The sequence below is a fragment of the Enterobacter sp. V87_3 genome, from assembly GCF_029967835.1.
Taxonomy (GTDB): Bacteria; Pseudomonadota; Gammaproteobacteria; order Enterobacterales; family Enterobacteriaceae; genus Enterobacter; species Enterobacter cancerogenus.
On sequence record NZ_JASCAM010000025.1, the window covers coordinates 80395 to 105915 of the forward strand.

25 protein-coding genes are annotated in these 25521 nt (G+C 54.9%); 17 read left to right on the forward strand and 8 right to left on the reverse strand.

What is annotated here, in order from left to right:
* Positions 1-9: 9 nt before the first annotated feature.
* From cysE to QLG21_RS14580, 5 genes are all read right to left on the reverse strand, one after another.
* The gene (gene cysE / locus QLG21_RS14560) at positions 10-831 is read right to left on the reverse strand and encodes a serine O-acetyltransferase (RefSeq protein WP_006177749.1); all 822 of its coding nucleotides are present in this window, start codon (positions 829-831) and stop codon (positions 10-12) included.
* Between the two features lie 76 nt (positions 832-907).
* Positions 908-1927 (reverse strand): NAD(P)H-dependent glycerol-3-phosphate dehydrogenase, encoded by a 1020-nt coding sequence (gpsA, locus tag QLG21_RS14565; protein ID WP_006177748.1) that lies wholly within the window; start codon positions 1925-1927, stop codon positions 908-910.
* The gene (gene secB / locus QLG21_RS14570; protein WP_006177747.1) at positions 1927-2394 is read right to left on the reverse strand and encodes a protein-export chaperone SecB; all 468 of its coding nucleotides are present in this window, start codon (positions 2392-2394) and stop codon (positions 1927-1929) included. The genes gpsA and secB overlap by 1 nt, the downstream gene beginning before the upstream one ends.
* Positions 2395-2426: 32 nt before the next feature.
* Positions 2427-2678: a glutaredoxin 3 gene (gene grxC / locus QLG21_RS14575; protein ID WP_058610502.1), complete on the reverse strand. Its 252-nt coding sequence runs from the start codon at positions 2676-2678 to the stop codon at positions 2427-2429.
* Between the two features lie 11 nt (positions 2679-2689).
* Positions 2690-3121 (reverse strand): rhodanese-like domain-containing protein, encoded by a 432-nt coding sequence (locus QLG21_RS14580; RefSeq protein WP_006177745.1) that lies wholly within the window; start codon positions 3119-3121, stop codon positions 2690-2692.
* Between the two features lie 247 nt (positions 3122-3368).
* On the opposite strand from QLG21_RS14580, the gene gpmM reads away from it, so the two are divergent.
* From gpmM to QLG21_RS14605, 5 genes are read left to right on the forward strand one after another with little or no spacing between them, the layout of a single operon-like run.
* Positions 3369-4913, forward strand: coding sequence for a 2,3-bisphosphoglycerate-independent phosphoglycerate mutase (gpmM, locus tag QLG21_RS14585; RefSeq protein ID WP_202561464.1), 1545 nt, complete (start codon positions 3369-3371; stop codon positions 4911-4913).
* Between the two features lie 33 nt (positions 4914-4946).
* On the forward strand, positions 4947-6206 hold the full coding sequence (gene envC, locus QLG21_RS14590) for a murein hydrolase activator EnvC (RefSeq protein ID WP_233500347.1): 1260 nt from the start codon (positions 4947-4949) through the stop codon (positions 6204-6206).
* A gap of 3 nt (positions 6207-6209) precedes the next feature.
* Positions 6210-7157: a divergent polysaccharide deacetylase family protein gene (locus QLG21_RS14595; RefSeq protein WP_137903432.1), complete on the forward strand. Its 948-nt coding sequence runs from the start codon at positions 6210-6212 to the stop codon at positions 7155-7157.
* A gap of 9 nt (positions 7158-7166) precedes the next feature.
* The gene (locus QLG21_RS14600; protein ID WP_282484679.1) at positions 7167-8372 is read left to right on the forward strand and encodes a glycosyltransferase; all 1206 of its coding nucleotides are present in this window, start codon (positions 7167-7169) and stop codon (positions 8370-8372) included.
* A 15-nt stretch (positions 8373-8387) separates the two neighbouring features.
* Positions 8388-9302 carry a hypothetical protein gene (locus QLG21_RS14605; RefSeq protein WP_282484680.1) on the forward strand — a complete coding sequence of 305 codons (915 nt, stop codon included), beginning with the start codon at positions 8388-8390 and terminating at the stop codon, positions 9300-9302.
* Between the two features lie 26 nt (positions 9303-9328).
* Here QLG21_RS14605 and tdh read toward each other — a convergent pair whose 3' ends face one another.
* Both tdh and kbl read right to left on the reverse strand, forming a co-directional pair.
* On the reverse strand, positions 9329-10357 hold the full coding sequence (gene tdh / locus QLG21_RS14610) for an L-threonine 3-dehydrogenase (RefSeq protein ID WP_282484681.1): 1029 nt from the start codon (positions 10355-10357) through the stop codon (positions 9329-9331).
* A 9-nt stretch (positions 10358-10366) separates the two neighbouring features.
* The gene (kbl, locus tag QLG21_RS14615) at positions 10367-11563 is read right to left on the reverse strand and encodes a glycine C-acetyltransferase (protein WP_282484682.1); all 1197 of its coding nucleotides are present in this window, start codon (positions 11561-11563) and stop codon (positions 10367-10369) included.
* 215 nt (positions 11564-11778) lie between these two features.
* Between kbl and rfaD the strand changes: the two genes are divergently transcribed.
* The 6 genes from rfaD to QLG21_RS14645 are packed head-to-tail and all read left to right on the forward strand — an operon-like array spanning position 11779 to position 17980.
* Positions 11779-12711 carry an ADP-glyceromanno-heptose 6-epimerase gene (rfaD, locus tag QLG21_RS14620; RefSeq protein WP_282484683.1) on the forward strand — a complete coding sequence of 311 codons (933 nt, stop codon included), beginning with the start codon at positions 11779-11781 and terminating at the stop codon, positions 12709-12711.
* 9 nt (positions 12712-12720) lie between these two features.
* Positions 12721-13767: an ADP-heptose--LPS heptosyltransferase RfaF gene (rfaF, locus tag QLG21_RS14625; protein WP_101736779.1), complete on the forward strand. Its 1047-nt coding sequence runs from the start codon at positions 12721-12723 to the stop codon at positions 13765-13767.
* A gap of 3 nt (positions 13768-13770) precedes the next feature.
* Positions 13771-14754: a lipopolysaccharide heptosyltransferase RfaC gene (rfaC, locus tag QLG21_RS14630; protein WP_282484684.1), complete on the forward strand. Its 984-nt coding sequence runs from the start codon at positions 13771-13773 to the stop codon at positions 14752-14754.
* A 3-nt stretch (positions 14755-14757) separates the two neighbouring features.
* Complete coding sequence (locus QLG21_RS14635) at positions 14758-15867, forward strand: glycosyltransferase family 9 protein (RefSeq protein ID WP_282484685.1); 1110 nt, start codon at positions 14758-14760, stop codon at positions 15865-15867.
* Between the two features lie 5 nt (positions 15868-15872).
* Complete coding sequence (locus QLG21_RS14640) at positions 15873-16781, forward strand: glycosyltransferase family 2 protein (RefSeq protein WP_282484686.1); 909 nt, start codon at positions 15873-15875, stop codon at positions 16779-16781.
* Positions 16769-17980: an O-antigen ligase family protein gene (locus QLG21_RS14645; protein ID WP_137903425.1), complete on the forward strand. Its 1212-nt coding sequence runs from the start codon at positions 16769-16771 to the stop codon at positions 17978-17980. The genes QLG21_RS14640 and QLG21_RS14645 overlap by 13 nt, the downstream gene beginning before the upstream one ends.
* Before the next feature lie 23 nt (positions 17981-18003).
* Here QLG21_RS14645 and QLG21_RS14650 read toward each other — a convergent pair whose 3' ends face one another.
* Entirely contained in the window at positions 18004-18960 is a 957-nt protein-coding gene (locus QLG21_RS14650; protein ID WP_282484687.1) for a polysaccharide deacetylase family protein, read from the reverse strand.
* A 150-nt stretch (positions 18961-19110) separates the two neighbouring features.
* Between QLG21_RS14650 and rfaQ the strand changes: the two genes are divergently transcribed.
* The 6 genes from rfaQ (at position 19111) to QLG21_RS14680 (ending at position 25520) form a co-directional block, all read left to right on the forward strand.
* Entirely contained in the window at positions 19111-20178 is a 1068-nt protein-coding gene (gene rfaQ, locus QLG21_RS14655) for a putative lipopolysaccharide heptosyltransferase III (protein ID WP_282484688.1), read from the forward strand.
* Positions 20178-21305 (forward strand): glycosyltransferase family 4 protein, encoded by a 1128-nt coding sequence (locus QLG21_RS14660; RefSeq protein ID WP_282484689.1) that lies wholly within the window; start codon positions 20178-20180, stop codon positions 21303-21305. The genes rfaQ and QLG21_RS14660 overlap by 1 nt, the downstream gene beginning before the upstream one ends.
* Positions 21306-21307: 2 nt before the next feature.
* Positions 21308-22405 carry a glycosyltransferase gene (locus QLG21_RS14665; RefSeq protein ID WP_282484690.1) on the forward strand — a complete coding sequence of 366 codons (1098 nt, stop codon included), beginning with the start codon at positions 21308-21310 and terminating at the stop codon, positions 22403-22405.
* A 14-nt stretch (positions 22406-22419) separates the two neighbouring features.
* Positions 22420-23409 (forward strand): glycosyltransferase, encoded by a 990-nt coding sequence (locus tag QLG21_RS14670; RefSeq protein ID WP_101736771.1) that lies wholly within the window; start codon positions 22420-22422, stop codon positions 23407-23409.
* A 66-nt stretch (positions 23410-23475) separates the two neighbouring features.
* Positions 23476-24750: a lipid IV(A) 3-deoxy-D-manno-octulosonic acid transferase gene (gene waaA, locus QLG21_RS14675; protein WP_137903422.1), complete on the forward strand. Its 1275-nt coding sequence runs from the start codon at positions 23476-23478 to the stop codon at positions 24748-24750.
* The gene (locus tag QLG21_RS14680; RefSeq protein ID WP_137903421.1) at positions 24750-25520 is read left to right on the forward strand and encodes a glycosyltransferase family 2 protein; all 771 of its coding nucleotides are present in this window, start codon (positions 24750-24752) and stop codon (positions 25518-25520) included. Before waaA ends, QLG21_RS14680 begins: the two co-directional genes overlap by 1 nt.
* Position 25521 lies beyond the last annotated feature (1 nt).

Consider the following 25521-nt stretch of genomic DNA (forward strand, 5'->3'; position numbering starts at 1 on the left):
GGCAGAGACTCAGATACCGTCACCATACTCGAAGGTGTGGTGAATGCCGTTGAAATGCTGATCCATGTCCATTGACGGTTTTTCGCTGTCTGGCTTACCGACGATGCGCGCCGGTACGCCAGCGGCGGTGGTGTGCGGTGGAACGGGCTGCAGCACCACGGAACCCGCGCCGATTTTCGCGCCGCGCCCCACTTCAATGTTGCCGAGGATCTTGGCACCCGCGCCAATCATCACCCCTTCACGGATCTTCGGATGGCGATCGCCGCTGGTTTTCCCGGTACCGCCCAGGGTCACCGATTGCAGAATCGAGACGTCATCTTCGATCACCGCCGTTTCACCCACCACGATGCCGGTGGCATGATCGAGCATGATCCCACGGCCAATTTTCGCCGCCGGGTGAATATCTACCTGGAAGGTCACGGAAACCTGGTTTTGCAGAAAGATAGCCAGCGCGCGGCGGCCCTCGTTCCACAACCAGTGGCCGATGCGGTAGGCCTGCAGCGCGTGGAAGCCCTTAAGGTACAGCAGCGGCGTAGAATATTTGTCGACAGCCGGATCGCGCGTGCGCACGGCCTGAATATCGCAGGCGGCAGAGGCGATCATCTCCGGGTCGGCGGCATAGGCCTCTTCCACCACTTCGCGGATGGCAATAGCCGGCATGATTGAGGAGGCCAGCTTGTTGGCGAGCATGTAGCTCAGGGCGCTACCGAGGTTTTCGTGCTTGAGCAGCGTCGCGTGGTAGAAACTGGCCAGCATGGGCTCGCAGTCAGCTAAAGCTCGCGCTTCGGCTTTAATATTGTTCCAGACGATATCCAGTTCTTCACACGGCATTGCTTGCTCCAGACGTAATAGTACGATCGGCCAGTCTCTGCTGGCCGTATCGTTGGGTGACAACGGTTCCCTGCGGCTAGTTGCTGCTGCGCTCGTCCTTGCGCGAACGACCTAACAGGGTCAATGCTGCCTCGCGCGCATTTTTTCCGCAATACAATACCTGATAAATTTCCTCGGTTATTGGCATTTCGACACCAAAACGGTGTGCCAACTCGCGGACTTCTTTCGTATTGCGGTAACCTTCCACCACCTGACCAATCTTCTCCTGCGCGCCTTGTACATCCATGCCTTGCCCAAGCATCATGCCAAAGCGGCGGTTACGCGACTGGTTGTCGGTACACGTCAGCACCAGATCGCCCAGACCGGCCATCCCCATAAAGGTGGACGGGTCGGCACCCAGCGCCGCGCCAAGACGCGACATCTCGGTCAGGCCACGGGTGATCAGCGCCGTACGGGCGTTTGCGCCAAACCCAATGCCGTCTGACATTCCGGCACCGATCGCAATCACGTTTTTTACCGCGCCGCCCAGTTGAACGCCGATGAAATCCGGGTTGCTGTACACGCGGAAGCTCTTGCCGCAGTGCAGCAGTTGCTGGAGATCGTCTGAGAACGCCTGGTCGGTTGAGGCCAGCGAGATGGCCGTCGGCAGGCCAGCGGCCAGCTCTTTGGCAAACGTCGGCCCGGAAATCACCGCTAGCGGAATGGCATCGCCCAGCGCTTCGCGGGCAACGTCCTGCAGCAGGCGTCCGGTTTCTGCTTCGAGCCCTTTCGTCGCCCACACCACGCGCGCATCGGGGCGCATCAGCGGCTTAACCTGACGCAGCACCTGGCCAAAGACATGGCTTGGCACCACAATCAGAATGTTGCGGCTGGCGGCCAGCGCGGTCGCGAGGTCGCTTTCGAGGTGCAGGGAGTCAGGGAACGGAACGTCCGGAAGAAACGCCACATTGCAGCGGTCGTGTTGCAACGTCGCGATATGTTTGGGATCGTGGCCCCACAGGACCACGTCGTGACCATTTCTTGCCAGGGTGATAGCAAGAGCGGTGCCGTATGAGCCGGCACCGATCACAGTCATTGAAGCATTAACAGTGCTCATCAGGCATCCTGATGTTGTTCGGCACCTTCGCCAGACTGCTGCTGCAGATAGTTCATGAACAGCGCATCAAAGTTAACTGGCGCAAGGTTCAGTTGCGGGAACGTACCGCGAGAGACCAGGCTGGTGATGCATTCACGGGCATACGGGAACAGGATGTTCGGGCAGTATGCACCCAGGCAATGCGCCATCTGGTTACCTTCGATACCGCCGATGGAGAAGATGCCGCCCTGCTGTACTTCGCACAGGAATGCAGTTTCTTCGCCCAGTGAAGCGGTCACAGTCACGCGCAGTACGACTTCATACACGTCATCCGCCAGCTGGGTGGATGCGGTATCAAGATCAAGTTTAACCTCTGGCTGCCAATCTTTCTGGAAAACGTGCGGCGCATTTGGCGCTTCGAAAGAGACATCTTTGGTATAGATACGCTGGATCTGGAAACTCATTTCGGTGTTGTTTTGTTCTGACATGGAAAAACCCTTTTTAATTGTCCTAAAGTCTCTTAGCGCAGCAGAGGATCGAGTCCGCCGCTGGCGTCGAGCGCATACAAGTCATCACAGCCGCCAATGTGCTGCGCATCAATAAAAATCTGCGGAACCGTCGTGCGACCACTACGTTGAATCATCTCTTCGCGTTTGATCGCGTCACCATCAATCGGCAGTTCCTGGAAGGTTACGCCTTTGCTGTTCAGCAGCGCTTTTGCACGGTGGCAGAACGGACACGTTGCTTTGGTGTAGATCTCGATATTGGCCATCACTTAACTCCTTATTTACCGCGAACCAAAGGAAGGTTTTCCCCGCTCCAGCCGGAAATACCTTCTTTCAGCACAGAGACGTTTTCGAAGCCCGCTTTATGCAGCAGGCTGGCAGATTCCTGCGCCTGCATGCCGGTCGCGTCAACAACGATAATCGGCTGGGCTTTATGCTTATCAAGCTCACCGACGTTGTTGGCTTTGATTTCAGCGGGCAGCAGATTGATCGCACCGGCGATGTGGCCCTTGCGGAAATCATCACGCTGACGCAGATCGACCACCACGGCATCTTCTTTGTTAATCAGACGCGTGGCTTCACCCCGGGTGATCACCTTAATTTTAGACGTTAGCCCCTTAAAGGTCGTGAACAATACGGCGGCCAGCAGGCCAATCCACGCGATGCTCAGAACCGGGTGGCGGCTAACAAATTGCATAATTTCTTGCATGGGGGGTAACAACTCCCGACTAAGTGATAAAAAAACCAGGACAGGAGTATACCTGTGCGTTGTGGCAAATACAGCCAGCGACAATAAGCTAATCGATTTTCTGCGGCATGCCACGAAAAAAAAGCCTCAAAATGACCCCAGAAGCGCCTTGCCCCTCTCCTTTCTTTGATCTTCTGCGGCTATTTGATCGATTCAGCTGTAGTAAAATTACGCATATTTTTCGTCTCTTGAGCATGAGGTTGTCGCAATGTCGGTTTCTAAAAAACCTATGGTACTGGTAATTCTGGATGGCTATGGCTATCGCGAGGAGAGCCAGGATAACGCCATTTTCAACGCTAAAACCCCGGTCATGGATGCGCTGTGGGCAAAACGTCCCCACACCCTGATTGACGCATCAGGCCTGGAAGTGGGTCTGCCGGATCGCCAGATGGGTAACTCCGAAGTTGGACACGTTAACCTGGGCGCTGGCCGTATCGTTTACCAGGATCTGACCCGCCTGGATGTTGAAATCAAAGAACGCACCTTCTTTGCCAACCCAACGCTGACGGGTGCCGTGGATAAAGCCGTCGCGGCAGGCAAAGCCGTTCACATCATGGGTCTGCTCTCTGCGGGCGGCGTTCACAGCCACGAAGACCACATCATGGCGATGGTTGAACTGGCAGCCGAGCGCGGCGCGGAAAAAATCTATCTGCACGCTTTCCTCGACGGCCGCGACACCCCGCCTCGCAGCGCGAAAGGCTCGCTGGAAGCGTTTGAAGCGAAATTCGCTGCGCTGGGTAAAGGCCGCGTAGCTTCCCTTATTGGCCGTTACTACGCCATGGACCGCGACAACCGCTGGGATCGCGTTGAGCAAGCCTATGACCTGATGACCCTGGCGAAAGGTGAATTCCAGTTCGCTACCGCGGTTGAAGGCCTGGAAGCGGCTTACGCGCGTGATGAAAACGACGAGTTTGTGAAAGCAACCGTGATCCGCGCTGAAGGCCAGGCCGATGCGGCGATGGAAGACGGCGATGCGCTGATCTTCATGAACTTCCGTGCTGACCGCGCGCGCGAAATCACCCGTGCATTCGTGAATAGCGATTTCGACGGTTTCGCCCGTAAGAAAGTGGTGGCTCTCGATTTCATCCAGTTGACCGAATACGCTGCCGACATCAAGGCTCCTTGCGCCTATCCACCGGCATCGCTGGCGAACACCTTCGGTGAATGGATGGCGAAAAACGACAAGACGCAGCTGCGTATCTCCGAAACCGAGAAATATGCTCACGTCACCTTCTTCTTTAACGGCGGTGTCGAAGAGCCGTTTAAAGGCGAAGAGCGTATTCTGATTAACTCACCAAAAGTCGCGACCTACGATCTGCAGCCAGAAATGAGCTCTGCCGAGCTGACTGAAAAGCTGGTAGCGGCCATCGAAAGCGGCAAGTACGACACCATCATCTGTAACTACCCGAATGGCGATATGGTGGGTCACACCGGCGTGATGGACGCGGCGGTTAAAGCGGTTGAAGCGCTGGACCACTGCGTTGAGCAGGTGGCGAAAGCCGTTGAATCCGTTGGCGGCCAGCTGTTGATCACCGCTGACCACGGTAACGCAGAGCAGATGCGCGATCCGGCGACCGGCCAGGCGCACACTGCCCACACCAACCTGCCGGTTCCATTGATTTATGTTGGTGATAAATCAGTGAAAGCAGTGGAAGGCGGTAAGCTTTCCGACATCGCGCCAACCATGTTGACGCTGATGGGCATGCCGATCCCTGAAGAGATGACTGGTAAGCCGCTGTTCATCGTGGAATAATCGCTCCCCATGAGGGGAAAGGCGATTTTTTCAATCACATGGGTCGTGAAGCCGCTTCGGCTATCAGTCAGACCTCTGCTTTACGCCAGCGCGCTCAGCGCTGGCGTATTGCTGTGCGCCACGTCCGCCCACGCGGATGACCGCGACCAGCTCAAATCTATTCAGGCCGATATCGCCGCCAAAGAGCGCGCGGTACGCCAGCAGCAACAGCAACGCGCCGCTTTACTTGCCCAGCTTAAGAAGCAGGAAGAGGCTATCTCCGCCGCCGCGCGTAAGCTACGTGAAACCCAGAACACGCTCGCCCAGTTGAATAAGCAGATCGACGAAATGAACGCGTCGATTGCGCGACTGGAGCGCCAGCGCGACGCGCAGGAGCGCACGCTTGCGGCTCAGCTTGATGCGGCCTTCCGTCAGGGTGAACACACCGGCCTTCAGCTAATCCTCAGCGGTGAAGAGAGCCAGCGCGGCCAGCGTTTACAGGCTTACTTCGGCTATTTAAACCAGGCCCGTCAGGAGACCATCGCCCAGCTTAAGCAGACGCGCGAAGAGGTCACCAGCCAGAAAGCCGAGCTGGAAGAGAAGCAGAGCCAGCAGCAGACGCTGCTTTACGAACAGCAGGCCCAGCAGGCGAAGCTGGAGCAGGCGCGCAACGAGCGTAAGAAAACCCTGTCCGGGCTTGAGTCCTCCATTCAGCAGGGCCAAAGCCAGCTGAGCGAAATGCGCGCCAACGAATCCAAACTGCGCAACAGCATCGCCCGCGCCGAAGCGGCCGCCAAAGCGCGCGCCGAGAAAGAGGCGCGTGAAGCCCAGGTCGTGCGCAACAAACAGCAAGAAGCCTCGCGTAAAGGCACTACCTACAAACCCACTGAAAACGAACGCTCCCTGATGTCTCGCACCGGTGGGCTTGGCTCCCCGCGCGGGCAGGCCTACTGGCCGGTACGCGGGACTCTCCTCCATCGTTATGGCGAACAGCTGCAGGGTGAGCTACGTTGGAAAGGGATCGTTATCGGTGCGTCTGAGGGTAGCGAAGTGAAAGCCATCGCCGATGGCCGCGTGATCCTGGCCGACTGGCTGCAGGGTTACGGGCTGGTGGTCGTGGTGGAGCACGGTAAAGGCGACATGAGCCTGTACGGCTACAACCAGAGCGCGCTGGTCAGCGTCGGCACTCAGGTGCGCGCCGGTCAACCCATCGCCCTTGTGGGCAGCAGTGGCGGTCAGGGCCGCCCGTCACTCTATTTCGAAATTCGTCGCCAGGGTCAGGCGGTCAATCCACAGCCGTGGTTGGGAAGATAAGTTTTGCTTCAATTTCGTCGATTGATTCTCTCCGTCGCCAGCGCACTGGCGCTGGCTGCACCGGTATATGCAGGCAAACTCGCCATCGTGATTGATGACTTCGGTTATCGTCCACACTACGAAAACCAGGTGCTGGCGATGCCGTCAGCCATCTCTGTTGCCGTCCTCCCCAATGCGCCACACGCGCGGGAGATGGCAACCAAAGCCCACAATAGCGGCCATCAGGTGTTGATCCACCTGCCCATGGCCCCGCTCAGCAAGCAGCCGCTGGAAAAAGACACCTTACGCCCCGAGATGAGCAGCGATGAGATCGATCGCATCATCCGCGACGCCTACAACAAAGTGCCGTATGCGGTGGGGCTGAACAACCATATGGGTAGCGCGATGACCTCCAGCCTGTACGGTATGCTGAAGGTTATGCAGTCGCTTGAGCGCTACAATCTCTATTTCCTCGACAGCATGACCATTGGCAACAGTCAGGCCATGCGCGCCGCGCAGGGAACGGGCGTGAAGGTGATTAAGCGCAAAGTGTTCCTGGACGATACCCAGAACGAAGCGGACATCCGCGTACAGTTTAACCGGGCGGTGCAACTGGCCCGCCGGAATGGCTCGGCGATCGCCATTGGCCACCCGCATCCGTCCACGGTGCGCGTTTTGCAGCAAATGTTGCCGACGCTGCCTGCCGATATCACCCTGGTGCGCCCGAGCGATCTGCTCAATGAGCCGCAGGTCGATACGTCCACACCTAACGGCGGACAACAAACCGCCCCTGCGCCGCGAAATCCGTTCCGCGGCGTGAAAAGCTGTGCGCCGAAAAAACCGCTTGAGCCGGTCAATGCGACCCGCTTCTTTACGGTCATCGGGGAAAGCGTAAGCCAAAGCACGCTGGTGAAATATGTTCAGCACCAGTGGCAGGGCTGGAGTAGTAACACTTCAGTGACAGGCAATTAAGGTAGAAAGATGCCGCAAAAATATAAAATCCTGCTCCTTGATACCGGTAAAGAATGGGGCGGAGGCACCAACAGTATGCTCGAACTGTTAAAGCGTATCGATCGCGATAAGTTCGACATTACCTGTTGTTTTTACAGCGACTACAGCCGGGCCGAAGGCCAGACGATTGGGCATGTACTGAAGGGTATCGATATTCCCCTGATCGTCATCCCTCAGCGCAAACAGCCTGTCTGGGCGAAGGTGGCGAAAGAGCTGGGCCGTAGTCTGCTGTTTTTCTCGCGCAGCGCCCGGGTGGCGTTTACGCGCCGCATTGATACGCTGTGGCGCATTCAGCCTAACGTTCGCCGCATTGAGGCTCTCTTCAGGGAAGGGGGGTTTGATACGCTGTACATGAACAATCAGCCCGGCTCCAATGAAGAGGGATATCTGGCGGGCGCCAGACTGCAGGCGCGCGTCATTCAGCACTGCCGCATTGAACCCGTTCTGACCCCGCCTCTGGTTAAGCTGGTGAATGCCCATGCCGATAAAATTATCGCCGTCTCGCATGGCGTCGAGCGCGTTTTGCTGGAGCATGGCGTTCGCCCTGAGCTTTGTACAACCGTCAATAACGCGATCGATATCCACCAGCCCTTGCCCGACCGCCTTGCCATGCGCCATCGCCTGCACCTGGAAAATGACACCTTTGTGTTTGGCAGCATAGGGTCGCTGATCCCGCGTAAAGCGAATCACCATACGCTGGAAGCGCTGGCGACCTTTAGCCGCAAGCATCCTGAGGCGAAATGGAAGATGGTGCTGGTTGGCGAAGGCGCTGAGCGTCACGCGCTTGCCGCACAGGCCAGCGAACTGGGTATTGAACACAACGTGATTTTCACCGGTTTTCAGAACACGCCGTTTGATTACCTCGCCACGTTTGACGCCTTTATTTTGGCCTCGAAGAGCGAAGGATTACCGCGCGTGGTACTTGAAGCCATGCTGCTCAAGATCCCGGTGATTGGCTCGCAGGTGACGGGGACGGCTGAACTGATTGACCACGGGTCGACAGGTTTGCTGTTCCCCTGGAGTGATGTTTCGCTGCTTGCTGAACATCTGGAGAATATCTGGCACGATGCTGGCCTGCGCGCCCGGCTAGCTGCGGCTGCGCATGAGAACGTTTGCCAGGCCTATGCAATCGAAAGCTATGTTAACGGTGTCGAAGCCGTCCTTGGTGCGCAATAACCCAACGAGATGAACATGTTTAAATTCCTGAATGCTCGCTACCGCCATATCACCGGGCGACACAACATTCCCTACGCCTCCCTGCCTGTCAGCTGCAGCCATGTTACGGTGGATTCCATCGTGATCCCCTGCACCGGCGCAGATTTTGTTGAAGAGGCTTTACTGTCGGCCACCTTCGCCGAGCGTTATGCCACCGGCGTTAGCGAGATCGTTATCGTTAGCGATCAGCCAGAGTCCGCTTTCGGCGAACTGCCGCTAAAAACGCGCGTTGTCACGCTCACGCTTCCCGTGCGCGAAGCGCATTATCGCTACAAGCAAATCTATCTTAGCCGTCTGGTGAAGCTTAACGCCCCGCTGCAGGCGCGCGGTGAGGGCGTGTTAATGATCGATTCCGATCTTAATTTACTTCAGATGCCTGAGATCAGCATGGCCGACATGCATATCTACTCCAGCTTCCGTCAGGGCAAGATGATCGCCAAACTCAACGGCGCACCCGCGGAGAAAGTGCCGGCGTATTACAAAGAGACGGTGCGCCCGTATCTGGTCGATCACGTTAACGGTGCCTTCCTTGCCGCCACCAAAAAGACCTGGCGACGCATCTGCCCGCTGTGGTTGACGCTGTTCCAGGATACCTGGGAGCTGATGGATGATACGCAGCCGCCGACCGATCAGTTGCCGCTCGCCGCGCTGCTGGACATGCTGGATGTGAAAACGGTCAATCTGGGTGACTGGATGAACTGGCCGGTCTCCAAGAAGATCGGCGGGCAGGAAGCCGTTGTGCCAAAAGAGGTGATTGGCGCGCACGGTGGTTTCCCTCTCTCCGAATGGCAGAAGTATCTTGAATCGCCGGATAACAAACTGCTGTTCAAAGGCCAGGATTACACCCGCAAGGTGCGCTACCTGACGGACGAAGAGAAAAAGAAACAGTAAAAAAGGGGCCAGAGGCCCCTTTTCTCTTACTTATCCCAGCTCAGGATGACTTTACCGGACTGGCCGGAACGCATCGCGTCAAAGCCTTTCTGGAACTCATTGACAGAGAAGTGATGGGTGATAATCGGGGTCAGATCCAGTCCAGACTGGATCAGCGCCGCCATCTTGTACCAGGTTTCAAACATCTCACGGCCATAAATGCCTTTGATGAACAGCCCCTTGAAGATGACCTTGTTCCAGTCGATAGACATATCCGACGGCGGAATACCCAACATCGCAATACGTCCGCCGTGGTTCATGGTATCGAGCATGGTGCGAAACGCCGGTGGCGCACCGGACATCTCCAGACCCACGTCAAAGCCTTCGGTCATGCCCAGCTCGGCCATCACGTCGTTCAGGTTCTCCTTAGAGACATCCACCGCGCGGGTGACGCCCATTTTACGCGCCAGCGACAGGCGATACTCATTCACGTCGGTGATCACAACGTTGCGTGCACCCACGTGTTTTGCCACCGCCGCCGCCATAATCCCGATCGGGCCAGCGCCGGATACCAGCACGTCCTCACCTACCAGGTCAAACGAGAGCGCCGTATGCACCGCGTTGCCGAACGGATCGAAGATGGAGGCCAGATCGTCAGAGATGTTGTCCGGAATTTTGAACGCGTTAAACGCCGGGATCACCAGGTATTCTGCAAAACAGCCGGGACGGTTGACACCCACGCCCACGGTGTTGCGGCACAAGTGGGTGCGTCCACCGCGGCAGTTACGACAGTGGCCACAGGTGATATGACCTTCGCCAGAGACGCGATCGCCAATTTTGAAGCCTTTAACTTCCTGGCCGATACCGACCACTTCACCAACGTATTCGTGCCCGACAACCATCGGGACAGGAATGGTGTTCTGTGACCATTGATCCCAGTTGTAGATGTGAACGTCCGTACCGCAGATGGCGGTTTTACGAATTTTGATCAGCAGATCGTTATGACCGACTTCCGGCTCCGGCACGTCGGTCATCCAAATCCCTTCTTCCGCTTTCAGTTTGGATAACGCTTTCATCACACGTCCTCAGGCAATGACGCCCAGCTGTTTACCGATGCGGGTAAAGGCTTCCACCGCACGCTCAATTTGTTCAGGTGAATGCGCCGCAGACATCTGGGTGCGGATACGCGCCTGACCTTTTGGCACCACCGGGAAGAAGAACCCGGTGACGTAAATCCCCTCTTTTTGCAGCTCGCGGGCAAAGTTTTGCGCCACAACCGCATCGCCCAGCATCACCGGGATGATCGCATGGTCTGCACCGGCCAGGGTGAAACCTGCCGCACTCATTTTTTCACGGAACAGGCGGGCGTTGGACCACAGACGGTCGCGCAGCTCAGCGCCGGATTCCACCATCTCCAGCACCTTAATGGAGGCGGCGACAATCGCCGGAGCCAGGGAGTTGGAGAACAGATACGGGCGGGAGCGCTGGCGCAGCCACTCGACCACCTCTTTACGCGCAGCGGTATAGCCGCCGGACGCGCCGCCGAGCGCTTTGCCCAGCGTGCCGGTGATGATGTCCACGCGGCCCATCACCTCACAGTATTCGTGCGAGCCACGGCCATTCTCACCCACGAAGCCGACGGCGTGAGAATCATCGACCATCACCAGCGCGTCGTATTTGTCTGCCAGGTCGCACACGCCTTTCAGGTTGGCAATCACGCCGTCCATAGAGAACACGCCGTCGGTAGCAATCAGCACATGGCGGGCACCGGCTTCACGCGCCTCTTTCAGGCGCGCTTCCAGCTCAGCCATGTCGTTGTTAGCGTAGCGGAAGCGCTTCGCTTTACACAGGCGCACACCGTCGATGATGGAGGCGTGGTTCAGGGCGTCGGAGATAATCGCATCGTCTGCGCCGAGCAGGGTCTCAAACAGCCCGCCGTTGGCGTCGAAGCAGGAGGAGTACAGAATCGCGTCTTCCATCCCAAGGAAGCTCGCCAGCTTTTTCTCAAGCTGCTTGTGGCTGTCCTGCGTACCGCAGATGAAGCGCACGGAGGCCATCCCAAAACCGTGGGTGTCCATGCCATTTTTGGCAGCAGCAATCAGCTCCGGGTGATTCGCCAGGCCTAAGTAGTTGTTCGCGCAAAAGTTGATCACGTGGCTGCCGTCGGCAACGGTGATGTCCGCCTGCTGCGCAGACGTGATAATACGTTCTTCTTTGAACAACCCTTCCGCACGTGCGGTGTCCAGGTCGCTGTTTAACTGTTTGTAAAAATCACCACGCATTGCAATTCTCCAGACTCGGCAAATTTCGGCACATATTACCCAAACCTATACTTGATGACGAGATGACGCAGTATCTCTTGTCGTTTTTGCAGCATAAATCACGTGTAACCCTGCTGCATAACGGTGAATGGCTGAAGGGTCGCCATACAAATGATATGATATGAATATTAGCGTCCGGGATTGTCCCCGGGCTCCACACTTCAAAGGTTACAGTTATGATCATCGTTACCGGCGGCGCGGGCTTTATCGGCAGCAATATTATTAAGGCCCTCAATGACAAAGGCATCACCGACATCCTGGTGGTGGACAACCTGAAAGACGGCACCAAGTTTGTGAACCTGGTGGATCTGAACATTGCTGACTACATGGATAAAGAAGATTTCCTTATCCAGATTATGGCAGGCGAAGAGTTAGGCGACATCGAAGCCATCTTCCACGAAGGCGCATGCTCCTCCACCACCGAGTGGGACGGCAAGTACATGATGGACAATAACTATCAGTACTCCAAAGAGTTGCTGCACTACTGCCTGGAGCGTGAAATCCCGTTCCTGTATGCATCATCTGCGGCTACCTACGGCGGACGCACGTCAGACTTTATCGAATCCCGTGAATATGAGCAGCCGCTGAACGTCTACGGCTACTCCAAGTTCCTGTTCGATGAATATGTCCGTCAGATCCTGCCAGAAGCGAACTCCCAGATTGTTGGCTTCCGCTACTTTAACGTCTACGGACCGCGCGAAGGCCACAAAGGCAGCATGGCGAGCGTCGCGTTCCACCTGAATACCCAGTTGAACAACGGCGAAAGCCCGAAACTGTTTGAAGGCAGCGACGGCTTCAAGCGTGACTTCGTCTACGTGGGCGACGTCGCGGCCGTGAACCTGTGGTTCTGGGAAAACGGCGTATCCGGCATCTTCAACCTGGGCACGGGCCGCGCCGAATCCTTCCAGGCCGTGGCCGACGCCGCGCTGGCCTGGCATAAGAAAGGCACCCTGGAGTACATTCCGTTCCCGGAAAAACTGAAAGGCCGCTATCAGGCATTCACCCAGGCCGATCTGACTAACCTGCGTGCTGCGGGCTACGATAAGCCGTTCAAGACCGTTACCGAAGGCGTAACGGAGTATATGGCCTGGCTGAATCGCGACGCGTAAGAAGTAAGCATGAAGATACTGGTGATCGGCCCGTCCTGGGTGGGCGACATGATGATGTCGCAAAGTCTCTATCGCACGCTCAAGGCGCGCTATCCCCAGGCGATAATCGACGTGATGGCACCCGCGTGGTGCCGTCCGCTGTTATCGCGTATGCCGGAAGTGAATGAAGCGATCCCGATGCCGCTCGGCCACGGGGCGCTGGAAATCGGCGAACGCCGCAAGCTCGGTCATAGCCTGCGCGAAAAGCGCTATGACCGCGCCTGGGTGCTGCCTAACTCCTTCAAATCTGCCCTCGTGCCTTTCTTTGCGGGCATTCCGCACCGCACCGGCTGGCGCGGTGAAATGCGCTACGGCCTGCTGAACGACGCGCGCGTGCTGGATAAAGAAGCCTGGCCGCTGATGGTTGAGCGCTATGTGGCGCTGGCCTACGACAAGGGCGTGATGCGCAGCGCGAAAGACCTGCCGCAGCCGCTGCTCTGGCCGCAGTTGCAGGTCAGCGAGGGAGAGAAATCCCATACCTGTAACGCCTTTAACCTCTCTGCCGAACGGCCGATGATCGGCTTTTGCCCCGGCGCAGAATTTGGCCCGGCTAAACGCTGGCCGCACTATCACTACGCGGAGCTGGCAAAACAGCTGATCGACGAAGGCTTTCAGATCGTCCTGTTTGGTTCGACGAAAGACCACGAGGCGGGCAACGACATTCTCGCCACGCTCAGTACCGAACAGCAGGCATGGTGTCGCAACCTGGCCGGTGAAACACAGCTGGAACAGGCGGTGATCCTGCTGGCCGCCTGTAAAGCCGTGGTCACTAATGACTCCGGCCTGATGCACGTCGCCGCCGCGCTGAACCGCCCGCTGGTGGCGCTTTACGGCCCAAGCAGCCCGGACTTTACTCCGCCGCTGTCGCATAAAGCGCGGGTCATTCGCCTGATCGACGGCTACCATAAAGTGCGTAAAGGCGATGCGGCAGAAGGCTATCATCAGAGCCTGATCGACATCACGCCCGCGCGCGTCCTCGAAGAGCTTAACGACCTGCTGCTGAGCGAAGAAGGATAACAGATGCGGGTATTGATCGTTAAAACCTCATCAATGGGCGACGTGCTGCACACGCTGCCGTCCCTGACGGACGCCGCGCGCGCCATTCCCGGCATCCGCTTTGACTGGGTGGTGGAAGAGGGTTTCGCGCAAATCCCGACCTGGCATGACGCGGTTGACCGGGTGATCCCGGTTGCCATTCGCCGCTGGCGCAAGGCGTGGTTCTCCGCGCCGGTTAAGGCCGAGCGCAACACCTTTCGCGACGCGGTGCAGGCTCAGCGCTACGACGCCATTATTGACGCGCAGGGGCTGGTGAAAAGCGCTGCGCTGGTCACGCGTCTGGCGCACGGCGTAAAGCACGGGATGGACTGGCAAACCGCCCGCGAGCCGCTGGCAAGCCTGTTCTATAATCGTCGCCATCATATCCCGAAGCAACAACACGCGGTGGAACGCACCCGGGAGCTGTTTGCTAAAAGCCTCGGCTACAGCAAGCCTGAAACGCAGGGTGATTACGCGATATCGCAGCATTTTCAGCGTGACGCGGATAACCGTGCGACGCCTTATGTGGTATTCCTCCATGCCACAACGCGGGACGATAAACACTGGCCGGAAACGCACTGGCGAAGATTGATTGAATTAATGCAACCTACCGGCATCCATATTAAACTGCCCTGGGGCGCTGAACACGAGCGCCAACGTGCAGAACGGTTAGCGGCAGGTTTTTCGCACGTAGAAGTGTTACCTAAGCTCACACTGGCAAAGGTTGCTGCAGAGCTGGCAGGTGCAGAGGCTGTCGTGTCCGTTGATACGGGACTGAGCCACTTAACCGCGGCATTGGATCGCCCCAACATCACGCTATTCGGACCCACCGATCCCGGGCTGATTGGCGGCTACGGTAAAAACCAACATCAGATGGTCAGCCCTACTCAGCAGACGAGAGACATTACCGCAGATGCTATTTTTTCATTTTTACAGAGCAGCCATCGGCTTTCCAACAGGGATATTTAACCCATGAGTTACGTATTTCTGCTGATTTTACTTTTCCCGGTGAAACTCATCCGGAAGCTGTTTCGCAAAGACACGGGTAAGAACCTGGTCATTCAGACAGCCAAAATCGGTGACTTTGTTAATGCCACGCCTCTTCTGGCGTACCTGCAAAAAAGCGATGTGTTGATCAGCCGAAGCGTGGCTGCGCTGGCGAAGCATGATGACACTATCGATCAGATTTTTTTTATTGAGCAACAAAAGCGTAATTTGTGGCGTAAGCTGTGCTTTGCCTGCAGGATCATGAATGACTATGACAATGTGTATCTCCTGCAGCCCAACAGCGTAAATCTCTTTTTCGCCTCTGCCTGTAATGCCAAAAATAAACAATTCTTAAGCACCTATACCCGCCGGTGGTACCACGGTATTTTCTATGCCACTGCCGACGGCACCGTTGAGCACGGCAAAAAGACGTTGTCGGTCACCAACTACCTGAAGCTGGCCGACCGCTCGCTAACGTGGCAAGATTCCCCAAAGCACGCCACAAAGCCTCTGTTTAAGCCCGCCGTTTATCCGGAAGTCCTTGATAAACCCGGCGTCATTCGTATAGGCATCAGTATTGCCGCAGGCAATAAAGCGAAAACGGTCCCGCCCGTCATCTGGAAGCGTATTGTTGATAAGCTCGCCGATCTGCCGTGCGAGTTTTATGTGTTTGGTGCACCCAGTGAGCAAGAGTGGCTGGACGATATTACGCGTGCGTACGGTGAAATCCCTAACTTCATCAACCTCATCGGCAAGATTTCCCTTGAAGAGCTGCCGTGGGCAATCTCCAAAATGGATTGCTACATCGCGTCTGATTCCGGGAATATCTATATCGCAGATGCAGTCGGCGTGCCGGTAGTGTTGTTGTTCGGGCCTTGCTGCCACTATGAACAGCGTCCGCTGGGCAACGTGCTATTGATTGGCAACGACGACAATATTAACTCCTACGTCTTTGAAACACGCTACTACTTCAGCCAGCCAAAAGAAGAGTTGTTTGCGGTAACCGAAGAATCTCTGCACCAGCTCAAACTCTTTATTTCGACTCTACAGACTGCTCGCACAACCGAACATGCCATTGATGCTCAAGGAAATTAATTTTTATGGCTTTTCTCAGCATCATTATTGCAGCGCATAATACCGAAGATACCTTGGACGCCACCCTACACAGCCTGCGGGATGCAATTGCGGATGCGGGTGATGAGGTAGAGGTTATTCTCTTTAATGACCATTCAGACGATGCCACGCAAGATATTATTGAGAAGTGGTTGCCAGAATTTCCAAATGCGATATCGCGGAAAGTTGAGTATCGCAACGTAGGCCGTGTTCGAAACGCTGCTGTCTCGCTATCATCCGGCGAATACATCACCATGCTCGACAGCGACGACCAGCTTAAGCCTCGCAGTATCAGCGATGCCGTGGCGTTCCTGAGAGCACAGCGTCCTGATATGGTGCTGACACGCCTGCTGGAAGTTCGTGATTTACGAAAAATCACCGCCAACTGGCAGGGGTTTTCACCTGTCGCCTTGTCTCAACAGGATGCGATAAAACGCTTTTTACAGCATAAAGATTTCCAGGCCCACCTTATTGGCCAGTTCATTCACCGCAGGCTTTACCAAAGCAACCCGATTCCTGCGATGATCTGCTATGAAGATTTTGCCGTATTTCCTGGCATGCTGATGCAATCGCAAAAAATATTTTACCAGCGGCAGGGATACTATTATTACATCAAGCGTCGTAACAGTTTATCGAGCCAACTTAACGCCAGTAAAATCGCTACGCTTGTTGAATGCACGCTGCAGATGGAAAAAACGTTTCCACAGCAATTTACTCATCTTATTCATTGTCACTGGTTTGACATCTACAGCAACCATCGAAAATTATTGTCAGAGCATCAATTACAACTTGTGAAACAGCGGGTGAAATCACTTTATTCCTTGTCATTTTTCATGTCCAGCGACGTTCGTTTCAGTTACAAAAAAAGGGTTATTGAGGCATTATGGAAAAAATAAAGTTAAGACTTTATCATTTAACGCTCATGCTGAGCCTTATCTCTTTGGCGTTAGTACTGGTTAGTTCAGGAAAACAAAGAGAATTTTTTTATATAGCCGTCTATGCCAGCATTATCGGTTTAGCCTTTGAATATAAAAAAATTACATGGCGGCCTTTCAGTATAGCGCTTCCTATTTTACTGGTGGGATTACTTAACCTTATTTGGTATTTCGCATACGAATATCATAATGTTGGTATCAATGTTTACAGTGATTATCTTGGTGCGTGCAAAAAATTAATCCTTGGAAGTATTTTAGTTTTTTATCTGGATCGCTTTAAGCTTTACGTTACAAAAGAAAGTTTCCAGAAGTATTTTCTGATCGCCACCGCAACAGGATTTGTACTCGCGACAAGTTATGGATTTTATCAGGCTTTACAGGGAATCAATCGCGTAGAGATGGCGATTAATCGACCAACCATCGCGGCCTATGTCTATTCTGTGCTTTCATTAGCCTTTGTATATAGCCTTTACCTTCTGAAAAATGTAAAGATGTACGTTCTGGCGGGAGTGGTTGTCTTAATTTCCTACGTCCTGATTTTATTAACTGCTACGCGTGCCGCCATGGGTCTTTATCTCATTTTGGCTATCGTTTTAACGCTTCTCCATTTCAGAAAAATTCATCTAAAACCGCTATTAATCTTCTTATGCATCGTTGCAGGCATAATAATCGTTAGTTATAAGCCCTTAATTTCACCAAAGATTGAACAAACAGAAAGTGAGTTAACAAATTATCAGAAAGGGCATGATGCGACGTCCCTGGGAGCCCGTTTCTCTATGTGGAAAGTTGGATTCTTTAACGGCGTTGCACATCCGCTGGGCCAGTCTATTGATAGCAGAGAATCGTGGACACGAAGTTATGTCAAAGATGGTCATTCAGATGTAACGGCTGCTCTCGGGTACTTGCGAATTCACCTGCACAACGAATTTATCGAGAAATACTCGCTGCAGGGCATTCCCGGCGTGGCTATCCTGCTGTTTTTGTTTGTTTCTGTTATCGTTTACGCGCTAAGAAACAGAAACGGCCTGCTGTTAACCACCATGCTTCTGTTACTGCTTTATGGCCTGACGGATGTCATATTGCTGAGCTCAGAAGCGTTGATTTTCTTTATGACGCTGTTCGCGTTAAGCACGCCGTTCTCGCAACCAAAGCACCCGTAATCATCATGCCCGCCTGGCGGGCATTACTGTTTTTTGTGCCGATAAAACTCAGCCAGCGTCATCCCCACGGTCTTATCCGATAACCAGGTAAAGAGCGTTTCTAAATCCTGATATAAACCTTCGATCGCCGCATCGTCTTTAAACGTTGGGCTTCCGCCCGGCATAAATTCAGACGAGTGAAGCATAAATTCCACGTAGTCATTTCCCTGAGACAAACATTGCTGCGCAACCTGAATCATCTGCGAGGCATTGCCACCCGAAGGACGCAGCCAGTTGACGGAAGGCGAGCGGTATTTCCCGCGAAGGCGATCGTAGCCCTGCTTAACGGTGTTCAGCCAGGCGGGATGTTTATACTGAATGCTCATCGGGACTTCGAGTAATGGGCTGTTACCCGGCCGGGCAATGTTCTCGACGTCCATGAAGTAGGCGTGATCAGGAAAAGCCTGATAGTTCGTTCCGCCCTTTCCTTGCGGGGCACCTTTTGCATTGCGCCAGTTCACGCGCGGCGTGACGGAACAATCCACCTGATAACCCAGCTCGATCAGCAATTGGGCGTAACGGCTATCGAACGCCCAGCGCCCGGCACGGTGGCTGAGCATTTTGGTCTGAAATGTCTCTTCCAGCAGCTCAGTCATGAACAGCACTTTTTCGCGCATGACCTCGTCCGGGAACTCAATCAGATACGGCTGCCAGCGCCAGTCATCCCCGGTGAGATCGTGCTCCGGCGGGCTATTCCACGCATGAAGGTGCATACCCACCTCCCCCGCGCCGCGGGCGATAACGTCTTTAGCAAACGCGATGAAAACCGGTTCAATCGCCATCTCATAGTTCGTCAACCAGACGGGCTTAAAGCCAAAACGCTCGCAGAGCGACTGGAACCGAGCCAGGTAGCGTGCGTTTTCCGTTTTAATAACCCGATGGTTTTGCCAGAGATTATCGCCTTCAGTATCAATCGTGATGATAAACGCTGGTTTTTTCATAATGAACCCGTGAGACAGATAAGTTAGCGCTATGTTACGCACGCCACAAAGCTGGAGTAAACCCTTGCAAAGAAATTCCTGACATTATGGAGAAAGAGTGCAACTCGTTACCAGGTCTATTAGAATTGCCAACAGTACAACGCTGATAAGATGATGATGAATAACTTACCTGACATGCCTGATTTGCGCATTTTACTTATCAAACTTCGCCATCATGGCGACATGTTACTCACCACACCCGTCATTGATTCGTTACGCCAGGCATGGCCGCAGGCACAGATTGACGTGCTGCTTTATGAAGAAACCCGCGATATGCTCGCCGCGCATCCGGCCATCGGTACCATCTATGGTATCGATCGTAAGTGGAAGCAGCTGGGAACATTGAAGCATCTTCTAAAAGAGTGGCAGCTACTTTGCGCGTTAAGAGCGCAACATTATCATCTGGTTATCAACCTTGCCGATCAGTGGCGCAGCGCGATTGTAACGCGTTTCACCGGTGCACCTGTTCGTATCGGGTTCGCCTTCAATAAACGCAATACTGCCTTCTGGCGCTTTTGCCATACTGCATTAGCCCCCGTCACAAATCACAACGCGTTACACACCGTCGAACAAAATCTCTCCATACTTTCACCGTTACCGGTGGTTCCCCAGCCGGCCGTCACCATGGCTTACCGTTCAGAAGACTGGGAGAACGCACGTCAAAAGCTCGCGCAAACGGGTGTGGGGGATGACTACATCGTGATTCAGCCTACGTCGCGCTGGTTCTTTAAATGCTGGGACGAAGGCAAAATGGCGCAAACCATTACGGCGCTTCAGCAGGATGGTCACACCGTCGTGCTGACTGCCGGGCCGGATAAAAAAGAGATGGCGATGATTGAGCGCATTCTTGCCGCCTCGCCGAAAACCGGCGTCGTCTCGCTGGCGGGCCAATTAACGCTGCGTCAGCTGGCCTCCCTCATCGATCATGCTCGATTATTTATTGGCGTGGATTCCGTGCCGATGCATATGGCCGCCGCGCTGCAAACGCCGTGTGTCGCGCTTTTTGGCCCGTCCAAACTGACGTTCTGGTCGCCGTGGCAGGTAAAAGGGGAGGTGATATGGGCAGGCGATTACGGCCCGCTCCCCAACCCGGACGCCATTGATACCAACACCAAAGAACGCTACCTCGACGCCATTCCTGTGGAAGCCGTCGTCTCCGCGGCAAGGAGATACCTGTAATGAAACACCATCGTCTGGCGATTGTTCGCCAAAAATATCGCCCGGATGGCGGGGCGGAACGTTTCGTCTCCAGAGCCCTTACCGCGTTAAGCAACCAAAACCTTGAACTCAACGTCATCACACGCGAATGGCAGGGCGAAAAGCAGGACGACTGGCATATCCACATCTGCGACCCGCGCAAATGGGGCCGCATCAGCCGCGAACGCGGATTTGCTCACGCCGCGCGCGCGCTCTGGCAACAGCAGCAGTTTGATATTGTTCAAAGCCATGAGCGCATTCCAGGCTGTGACATTTATCGCGCAGGCGATGGCGTGCATCGGCGCTGGCTGCTGCAGCGCGCGCGTATCCTGCCCGCCTGGCGTGCACACATGCTCATGCATGACCGCTATCACCGCTATGTGATGAACGCCGAACGTGAAATGTATCAGGCACCCGAGTTGAAAGCCGTTATCTGTAATGCGGAGATGATCAAGCGCGAAATCGTCGAAGACTTTGATATTGACGCAAAAAAGATACATGTGATTTATAATTCAATTGATTCGTGCCGCTTCGTTCCAGTAGAAGAGGTACAACGTGTGGTATTGCGTCAGCAGTTTGGGGTGCCCGCTGACGCGACCGTGTTCTGCTTCGTGGGATCGGGGTTTGAACGAAAAGGGTTAGCCAGCGCCATACGTGCTATTGCGGGAACCGCGGCATGGCTGATTGTGGTTGGACAGGATAAAGCAGAGCGTCGTTATCGCGACCTTGCCCGGTCATTAGGCTGTGAAGGGCAAATTCGCTTTCTGGGTATGCAAAAAGAGACGCTGCCATTTTACCAGCTATCCGATGGTTTACTGTTGCCAACGCTGTATGATCCCTTCCCTAACGTCATACTGGAAGCGATGGCCTGCGGTTTACCGGTCATCACGTCGTCCAGCTGCGGTGGGGCAGAATTTATTGAGCAAGGCCAGAACGGCTTTTCCTGTGACGCACTTGATATCAGCACATTGAAGGAGGCGATAGCGGCCACCCCTTCACTGAACAACAATAACAACATGGGGCTTGCGGCGCGTGAACGCGTGAAAGAGGCGACTCCCGAAAAACTTTCAAGCCAGCTTATTTCGCTTTATCAAAAATTACTGGATTAATAATGCGCATCCTAATGATTATTGATGGTTTACCCGGTGGAGGCGCCGAAAAAACGGTTCTCACACTCTCCAGCGGACTGATAGAAATGGGGCACCAGGTCTCCCTTTTCTCTTTGCGGAAGGTGTGCGACTACGCCATTCCGGAGGGCATCGATTTTCAGGTTATTCAGGATACGTGCACCAAACCCTGGCGCAAGCTGACGGAGATCCCACGCCGCTCACGGCTGCTGGGTCAGGCGGTTGAGCGAGCCGAGCGCAGCGGTAAATTTGATGTGATTTTCTCCCATCTGCACAAAACTGACCGAATCGTGGCGCATTGCAGTGCGTTAGAGCGCGATAAGGTCTGGTTCTGCGTTCACGGTATGTTCTCCTTCTCCTACCTGCGTCATCGAAGCGGCCTGTCACGCTGGTTCAAGCATTTTAAAATTCGTCATACCTATGAAAACCGCAACGTTGTCGCCGTTTCGGCTGCCGTACTGAAGGATTTGTCCCAGACGCTGGCCATCGATCTTCGCCGCCAGGCGGTCATCCACAATCCGTTCGATATCCCCGAAATTCAGCGTCTGGCAGACGCTCCCTTTGAGATGCAGGGGCAGGATTACATCATCCACGTTGGCCGCTTCCATGAGCACAAACGTCACGATCGCCTGTTGCGGGCGTTCGCACTGAGCGGCCTGGATACCACGCTGGTCATGATGGGAAATGGTTCCGAGGCGAAAATTCAAAAACTGCAGCAGCTTGCCAGCGAACTGGGCATTGCTAACAAGGTCCTGTTCCGCCCGTTCGAGCCCAATCCCTATCCCTGGATCCATGGGGCACGCCTGTTAGTGCTCAGTTCCGACTGCGAAGGTTTTGGTAATGTGCTGGTTGAAGCGATCATCTGCCAGACGCCGCCCGTGAGCACTAACTGCCCAGGCGGCCCCGCTGAAATCCTCACGGGAACTTTAGCGCGCGGGCTGACAGAGATGAATGACGAATCACTGGCAAAAACGCTGGCGGATATTTACACCACGCCGCCGGCCGTCGATCGCGAAACGATATCATCGTTCGGCATCAACGCTATTTGCCAGCAATATATTGCTTTGGTCGACAATCAATAATAATCAGGTTTTTTATGCAAAATTCAGTGCCATTATTAAGCGTGGTGGTTGCCGTTTACAACGGTGAAGCTTTCCTGGATCAGTTCTTTACCTGCCTTACGGATCAGCGTATCGACGATATGGAAGTGATCATCGTCAACGATGGCTCCACCGACGGTTCGATGCAGATCGTCAATAAGTGGCGCGAAAAACTGCCGCAGATGCAGGTGATTGATCAGGCAAATCAGGGAGTCTCTGTCGCCCGTAACACCGGTCTGGCCATTGCCACCGGGCAATATCTTTCCTTCCCTGATATTGATGATGTCTTCAAGCCCGGCATGTACCAGCACCTTCTTGAGATGGCCGTCACGCAGAACCTGGATGTCGCCACCTGTAACGGGAACTACGTCTGGGAAAATAATAAGAAGCCTTCGCGTCCTATCTTCCCGGAAGACAAACTGGCGTCAACGGGGGTGATGACCGGCGCGGCATGGCTGAAAAAAGCGCTCGATTCCCGCAAGTTTTTGCATGTCACCTGGCTCAATATCTATCGCCACGACTTTATCCGCCAGAACGGCTTTCGTTTTGAACCCGGCCTGCGCCACCAGGATATTCCGTGGACCACCGAAGTGCTGCTCGCGGCAGAGCGGGTTCAGTACACCAGTGAACGTTATTATGACTACTACATTCACTCCGCATCGGTGTCGCACACACCAGACAATGACGACACGCTGATCCGTTCCGCGCGCCATTACATGAAAATCCTTCAGATGCTTGATGCCATTAATCAGCGCTATCCGGACAAAATCAAAAATATCCCCGCCTGCCACTGGCAAATTGCCAAAGAGGGGCTTGGGATTATTCATACCTTCGATAACATGAAGGATGAAAAGAAAAAGTCGATGATTATTAAAGAATTCTTCGATACAGGCATCTGGAAGCTTATCTGGAAAAGTGCAAAAAGTCCGCGACTGCGCTGGCGCCTGGGCCGACGTTATTTCCGTTTGAAGCGGTATGTGGCATAAGAGATAGCTTTACCTGGCTTAAATGCTTAGAATTTGCCCGCCGAAACTGAAAAAACGGATAATCGCTTGGAATTGTTGTATACCGCCCTGCTCTACATCATTCAGCCACTGGTGTGGCTGCGACTATTGCTTCGTAGCCGTAAAGCGCCTGCGTACCGTAAACGCTGGGCTGAACGCTATGGCTATTGCCGTAATAAAGTGGCCCCGGACGGTATTTTGCTGCATTCCGTTTCTGTCGGTGAAACGCTGGCGGCGATCCCGCTGGTTCGCGCCCTGCGTCACCGCTATCCTTCCCTGCCGATCACCGTCACCACCATGACGCCGACCGGCTCCGAGCGCGCCCTGTCCGCGTTTGGTAAAGATGTGCAGCACGTCTATCTGCCTTACGATCTCCCGTGCGCCATGAACCGTTTCCTCAATACCGTTCGCCCGAAGCTGGTGATCGTGATGGAGACCGAACTGTGGCCGAATATGATTTCCGCCCTGCATGCCCGTAAAATTCCGCTGGTGATTGCCAACGCGCGCTTGTCTGAACGTTCCGCGAAGGGTTACGGCAAGCTGGGTAAATTTATGCGTCGCCTGCTCAGCAAAATTACCCTGATTGCGGCACAGAACGATGAAGACGCGGCACGGTTCACGGCGCTTGGTCTGAAACGCAATCAGCTTGCCGTGACCGGCAGCCTGAAGTTCGATATTTCCGTTACGCCGGAGCTGGCGGCACGGGCGGTGACGCTGCGTCGCCAGTGGGCACCCCGTCGTCAGGTGTGGATTGCTACCAGCACCCACGACGGTGAAGAAGAGATTATCCTCCAGGCGCATCGCAAGCTACTGGAGACCTTCCCTGATCTGCTGCTGATCCTGGTGCCGCGCCATCCGGAGCGTTTCAAAGATGCTCGCGAAATGGTACAGAAAGGCGGTTTCAGCTTCACCCTGCGCAGCACCGGTGAGATCCCTTCCGGCAGCACCCAGGTGGTAATTGGCGATACCATGGGCGAGCTTATGCTGCTGTACGGCATTGCCGATCTGGCGTTTGTCGGCGGCAGCCTGGTTGAGCGCGGAGGCCATAACCCTCTGGAGCCAGCGGCGCACGCCATTCCGGTACTGATGGGGCCACACACGTTCAACTTCAAAGATATCTGCGCGAAATTGCAGCAGGCCGATGGCTTAATTACCGTGACGGATGCGGACTCGGTGGTGAAAGAGGTTTCAACCCTGCTCACCGACGAAGACTACCGTCTGTGGTACGGCCGCCATGCTGTTGAGGTACTGCATCAGAATCAGGGCGCGTTGACCCGTTTGCTGCAGCTTCTGCAACCTTACCTGCCTCAGCGGAGCCACTGATGTCTGCGCGTCTGTCGGTCGTCACGATCGCCAAAAACGCTGCCGACCTGCTTCCGGACTACCTGGCCTCCGTTTCATGGGCGGATGAAATCATCCTGCTTGATTCCGGCAGCACCGATAACACGGTAGAAATGGCGCGTGCGGCAGGCGTAAAGGTCTATGTCGACACCGACTGGCAGGGCTACGGTATCCAGCGCCAGCGCGCGCAGGCCTGCGCCACCGGCGATTACGTGCTGATGATCGATACCGATGAGCGCATTACGCCGGCGCTTCAGCAGAGCATTCAGGCCATCCTGGCCGCCCCACAGCCTGGCGCGGTCTACAGCATTGCACGTCGCAACTACTTCCTCGGGCGGTTTATGCGCCACAGCGGCTGGTATCCTGACCGCGTTATGCGCCTTTACGAGCGCACCCGTTATCAGTACAACGACAACCTGGTGCATGAGTCTCTGGCCTGTGAGAACGCCCAGGTTATCCCGCTGTCGGGCGATCTGCTGCACCTCACCTGCCGCGATTTCGCCAGCTTCCAGCGTAAGCAGCTGAGCTACGCCACCGCATGGGCGCAGGAGCGCCACCAGCGCGGCAAGACAGCCTCGTTGACGGGCATCTTCACCCACACGCTGGGCGCGTTTCTGAAAACGCTGCTGCTGCGTGGCGGCGTGCTGGATGGCAAACAGGGTTGGTTACTCGCGGTGGTAAATGCCCAGTATACTTTCAACAAATATACCGAGCTGTGGGCGCTCTGCCGCGGCTACTCTGAGAAAACGTGAG

Excerpts from the sequence above, each read along its gene's own strand:
- gpmM (WP_202561464.1), top strand. The coding sequence starts at position 3,369 with ATGTCGGTTTCTAAAAAACCTATGGTACTGGTAATTCTGGATGGCTAT.
- grxC (WP_058610502.1), bottom strand. The coding sequence starts at position 2,678 with ATGGCCAATATCGAGATCTACACCAAAGCAACGTGTCCGTTCTGCCAC.
- QLG21_RS14680 (WP_137903421.1), top strand. The coding sequence starts at position 24,750 with ATGTCTGCGCGTCTGTCGGTCGTCACGATCGCCAAAAACGCTGCCGAC.
- rfaQ (WP_282484688.1), top strand. The coding sequence starts at position 19,111 with ATGATGATGAATAACTTACCTGACATGCCTGATTTGCGCATTTTACTT.
- QLG21_RS14645 (WP_137903425.1), top strand. The coding sequence starts at position 16,769 with ATGGAAAAAATAAAGTTAAGACTTTATCATTTAACGCTCATGCTGAGC.
- rfaD (WP_282484683.1), top strand. The coding sequence starts at position 11,779 with ATGATCATCGTTACCGGCGGCGCGGGCTTTATCGGCAGCAATATTATT.
- tdh (WP_282484681.1), bottom strand. The coding sequence starts at position 10,357 with ATGAAAGCGTTATCCAAACTGAAAGCGGAAGAAGGGATTTGGATGACC.
- QLG21_RS14670 (WP_101736771.1), top strand. The coding sequence starts at position 22,420 with ATGCAAAATTCAGTGCCATTATTAAGCGTGGTGGTTGCCGTTTACAAC.
- QLG21_RS14665 (WP_282484690.1), top strand. The coding sequence starts at position 21,308 with ATGCGCATCCTAATGATTATTGATGGTTTACCCGGTGGAGGCGCCGAA.
- QLG21_RS14580 (WP_006177745.1), bottom strand. The coding sequence starts at position 3,121 with ATGCAAGAAATTATGCAATTTGTTAGCCGCCACCCGGTTCTGAGCATC.
- QLG21_RS14660 (WP_282484689.1), top strand. The coding sequence starts at position 20,178 with ATGAAACACCATCGTCTGGCGATTGTTCGCCAAAAATATCGCCCGGAT.
- rfaF (WP_101736779.1), top strand. The coding sequence starts at position 12,721 with ATGAAGATACTGGTGATCGGCCCGTCCTGGGTGGGCGACATGATGATG.
- secB (WP_006177747.1), bottom strand. The coding sequence starts at position 2,394 with ATGTCAGAACAAAACAACACCGAAATGAGTTTCCAGATCCAGCGTATC.
- QLG21_RS14640 (WP_282484686.1), top strand. The coding sequence starts at position 15,873 with ATGGCTTTTCTCAGCATCATTATTGCAGCGCATAATACCGAAGATACC.
- QLG21_RS14650 (WP_282484687.1), bottom strand. The coding sequence starts at position 18,960 with ATGAAAAAACCAGCGTTTATCATCACGATTGATACTGAAGGCGATAAT.
- cysE (WP_006177749.1), bottom strand. The coding sequence starts at position 831 with ATGCCGTGTGAAGAACTGGATATCGTCTGGAACAATATTAAAGCCGAA.
- QLG21_RS14605 (WP_282484680.1), top strand. The coding sequence starts at position 8,388 with ATGTTTAAATTCCTGAATGCTCGCTACCGCCATATCACCGGGCGACAC.
- rfaC (WP_282484684.1), top strand. The coding sequence starts at position 13,771 with ATGCGGGTATTGATCGTTAAAACCTCATCAATGGGCGACGTGCTGCAC.
- kbl (WP_282484682.1), bottom strand. The coding sequence starts at position 11,563 with ATGCGTGGTGATTTTTACAAACAGTTAAACAGCGACCTGGACACCGCA.
- QLG21_RS14600 (WP_282484679.1), top strand. The coding sequence starts at position 7,167 with ATGCCGCAAAAATATAAAATCCTGCTCCTTGATACCGGTAAAGAATGG.
- gpsA (WP_006177748.1), bottom strand. The coding sequence starts at position 1,927 with ATGAGCACTGTTAATGCTTCAATGACTGTGATCGGTGCCGGCTCATAC.
- QLG21_RS14635 (WP_282484685.1), top strand. The coding sequence starts at position 14,758 with ATGAGTTACGTATTTCTGCTGATTTTACTTTTCCCGGTGAAACTCATC.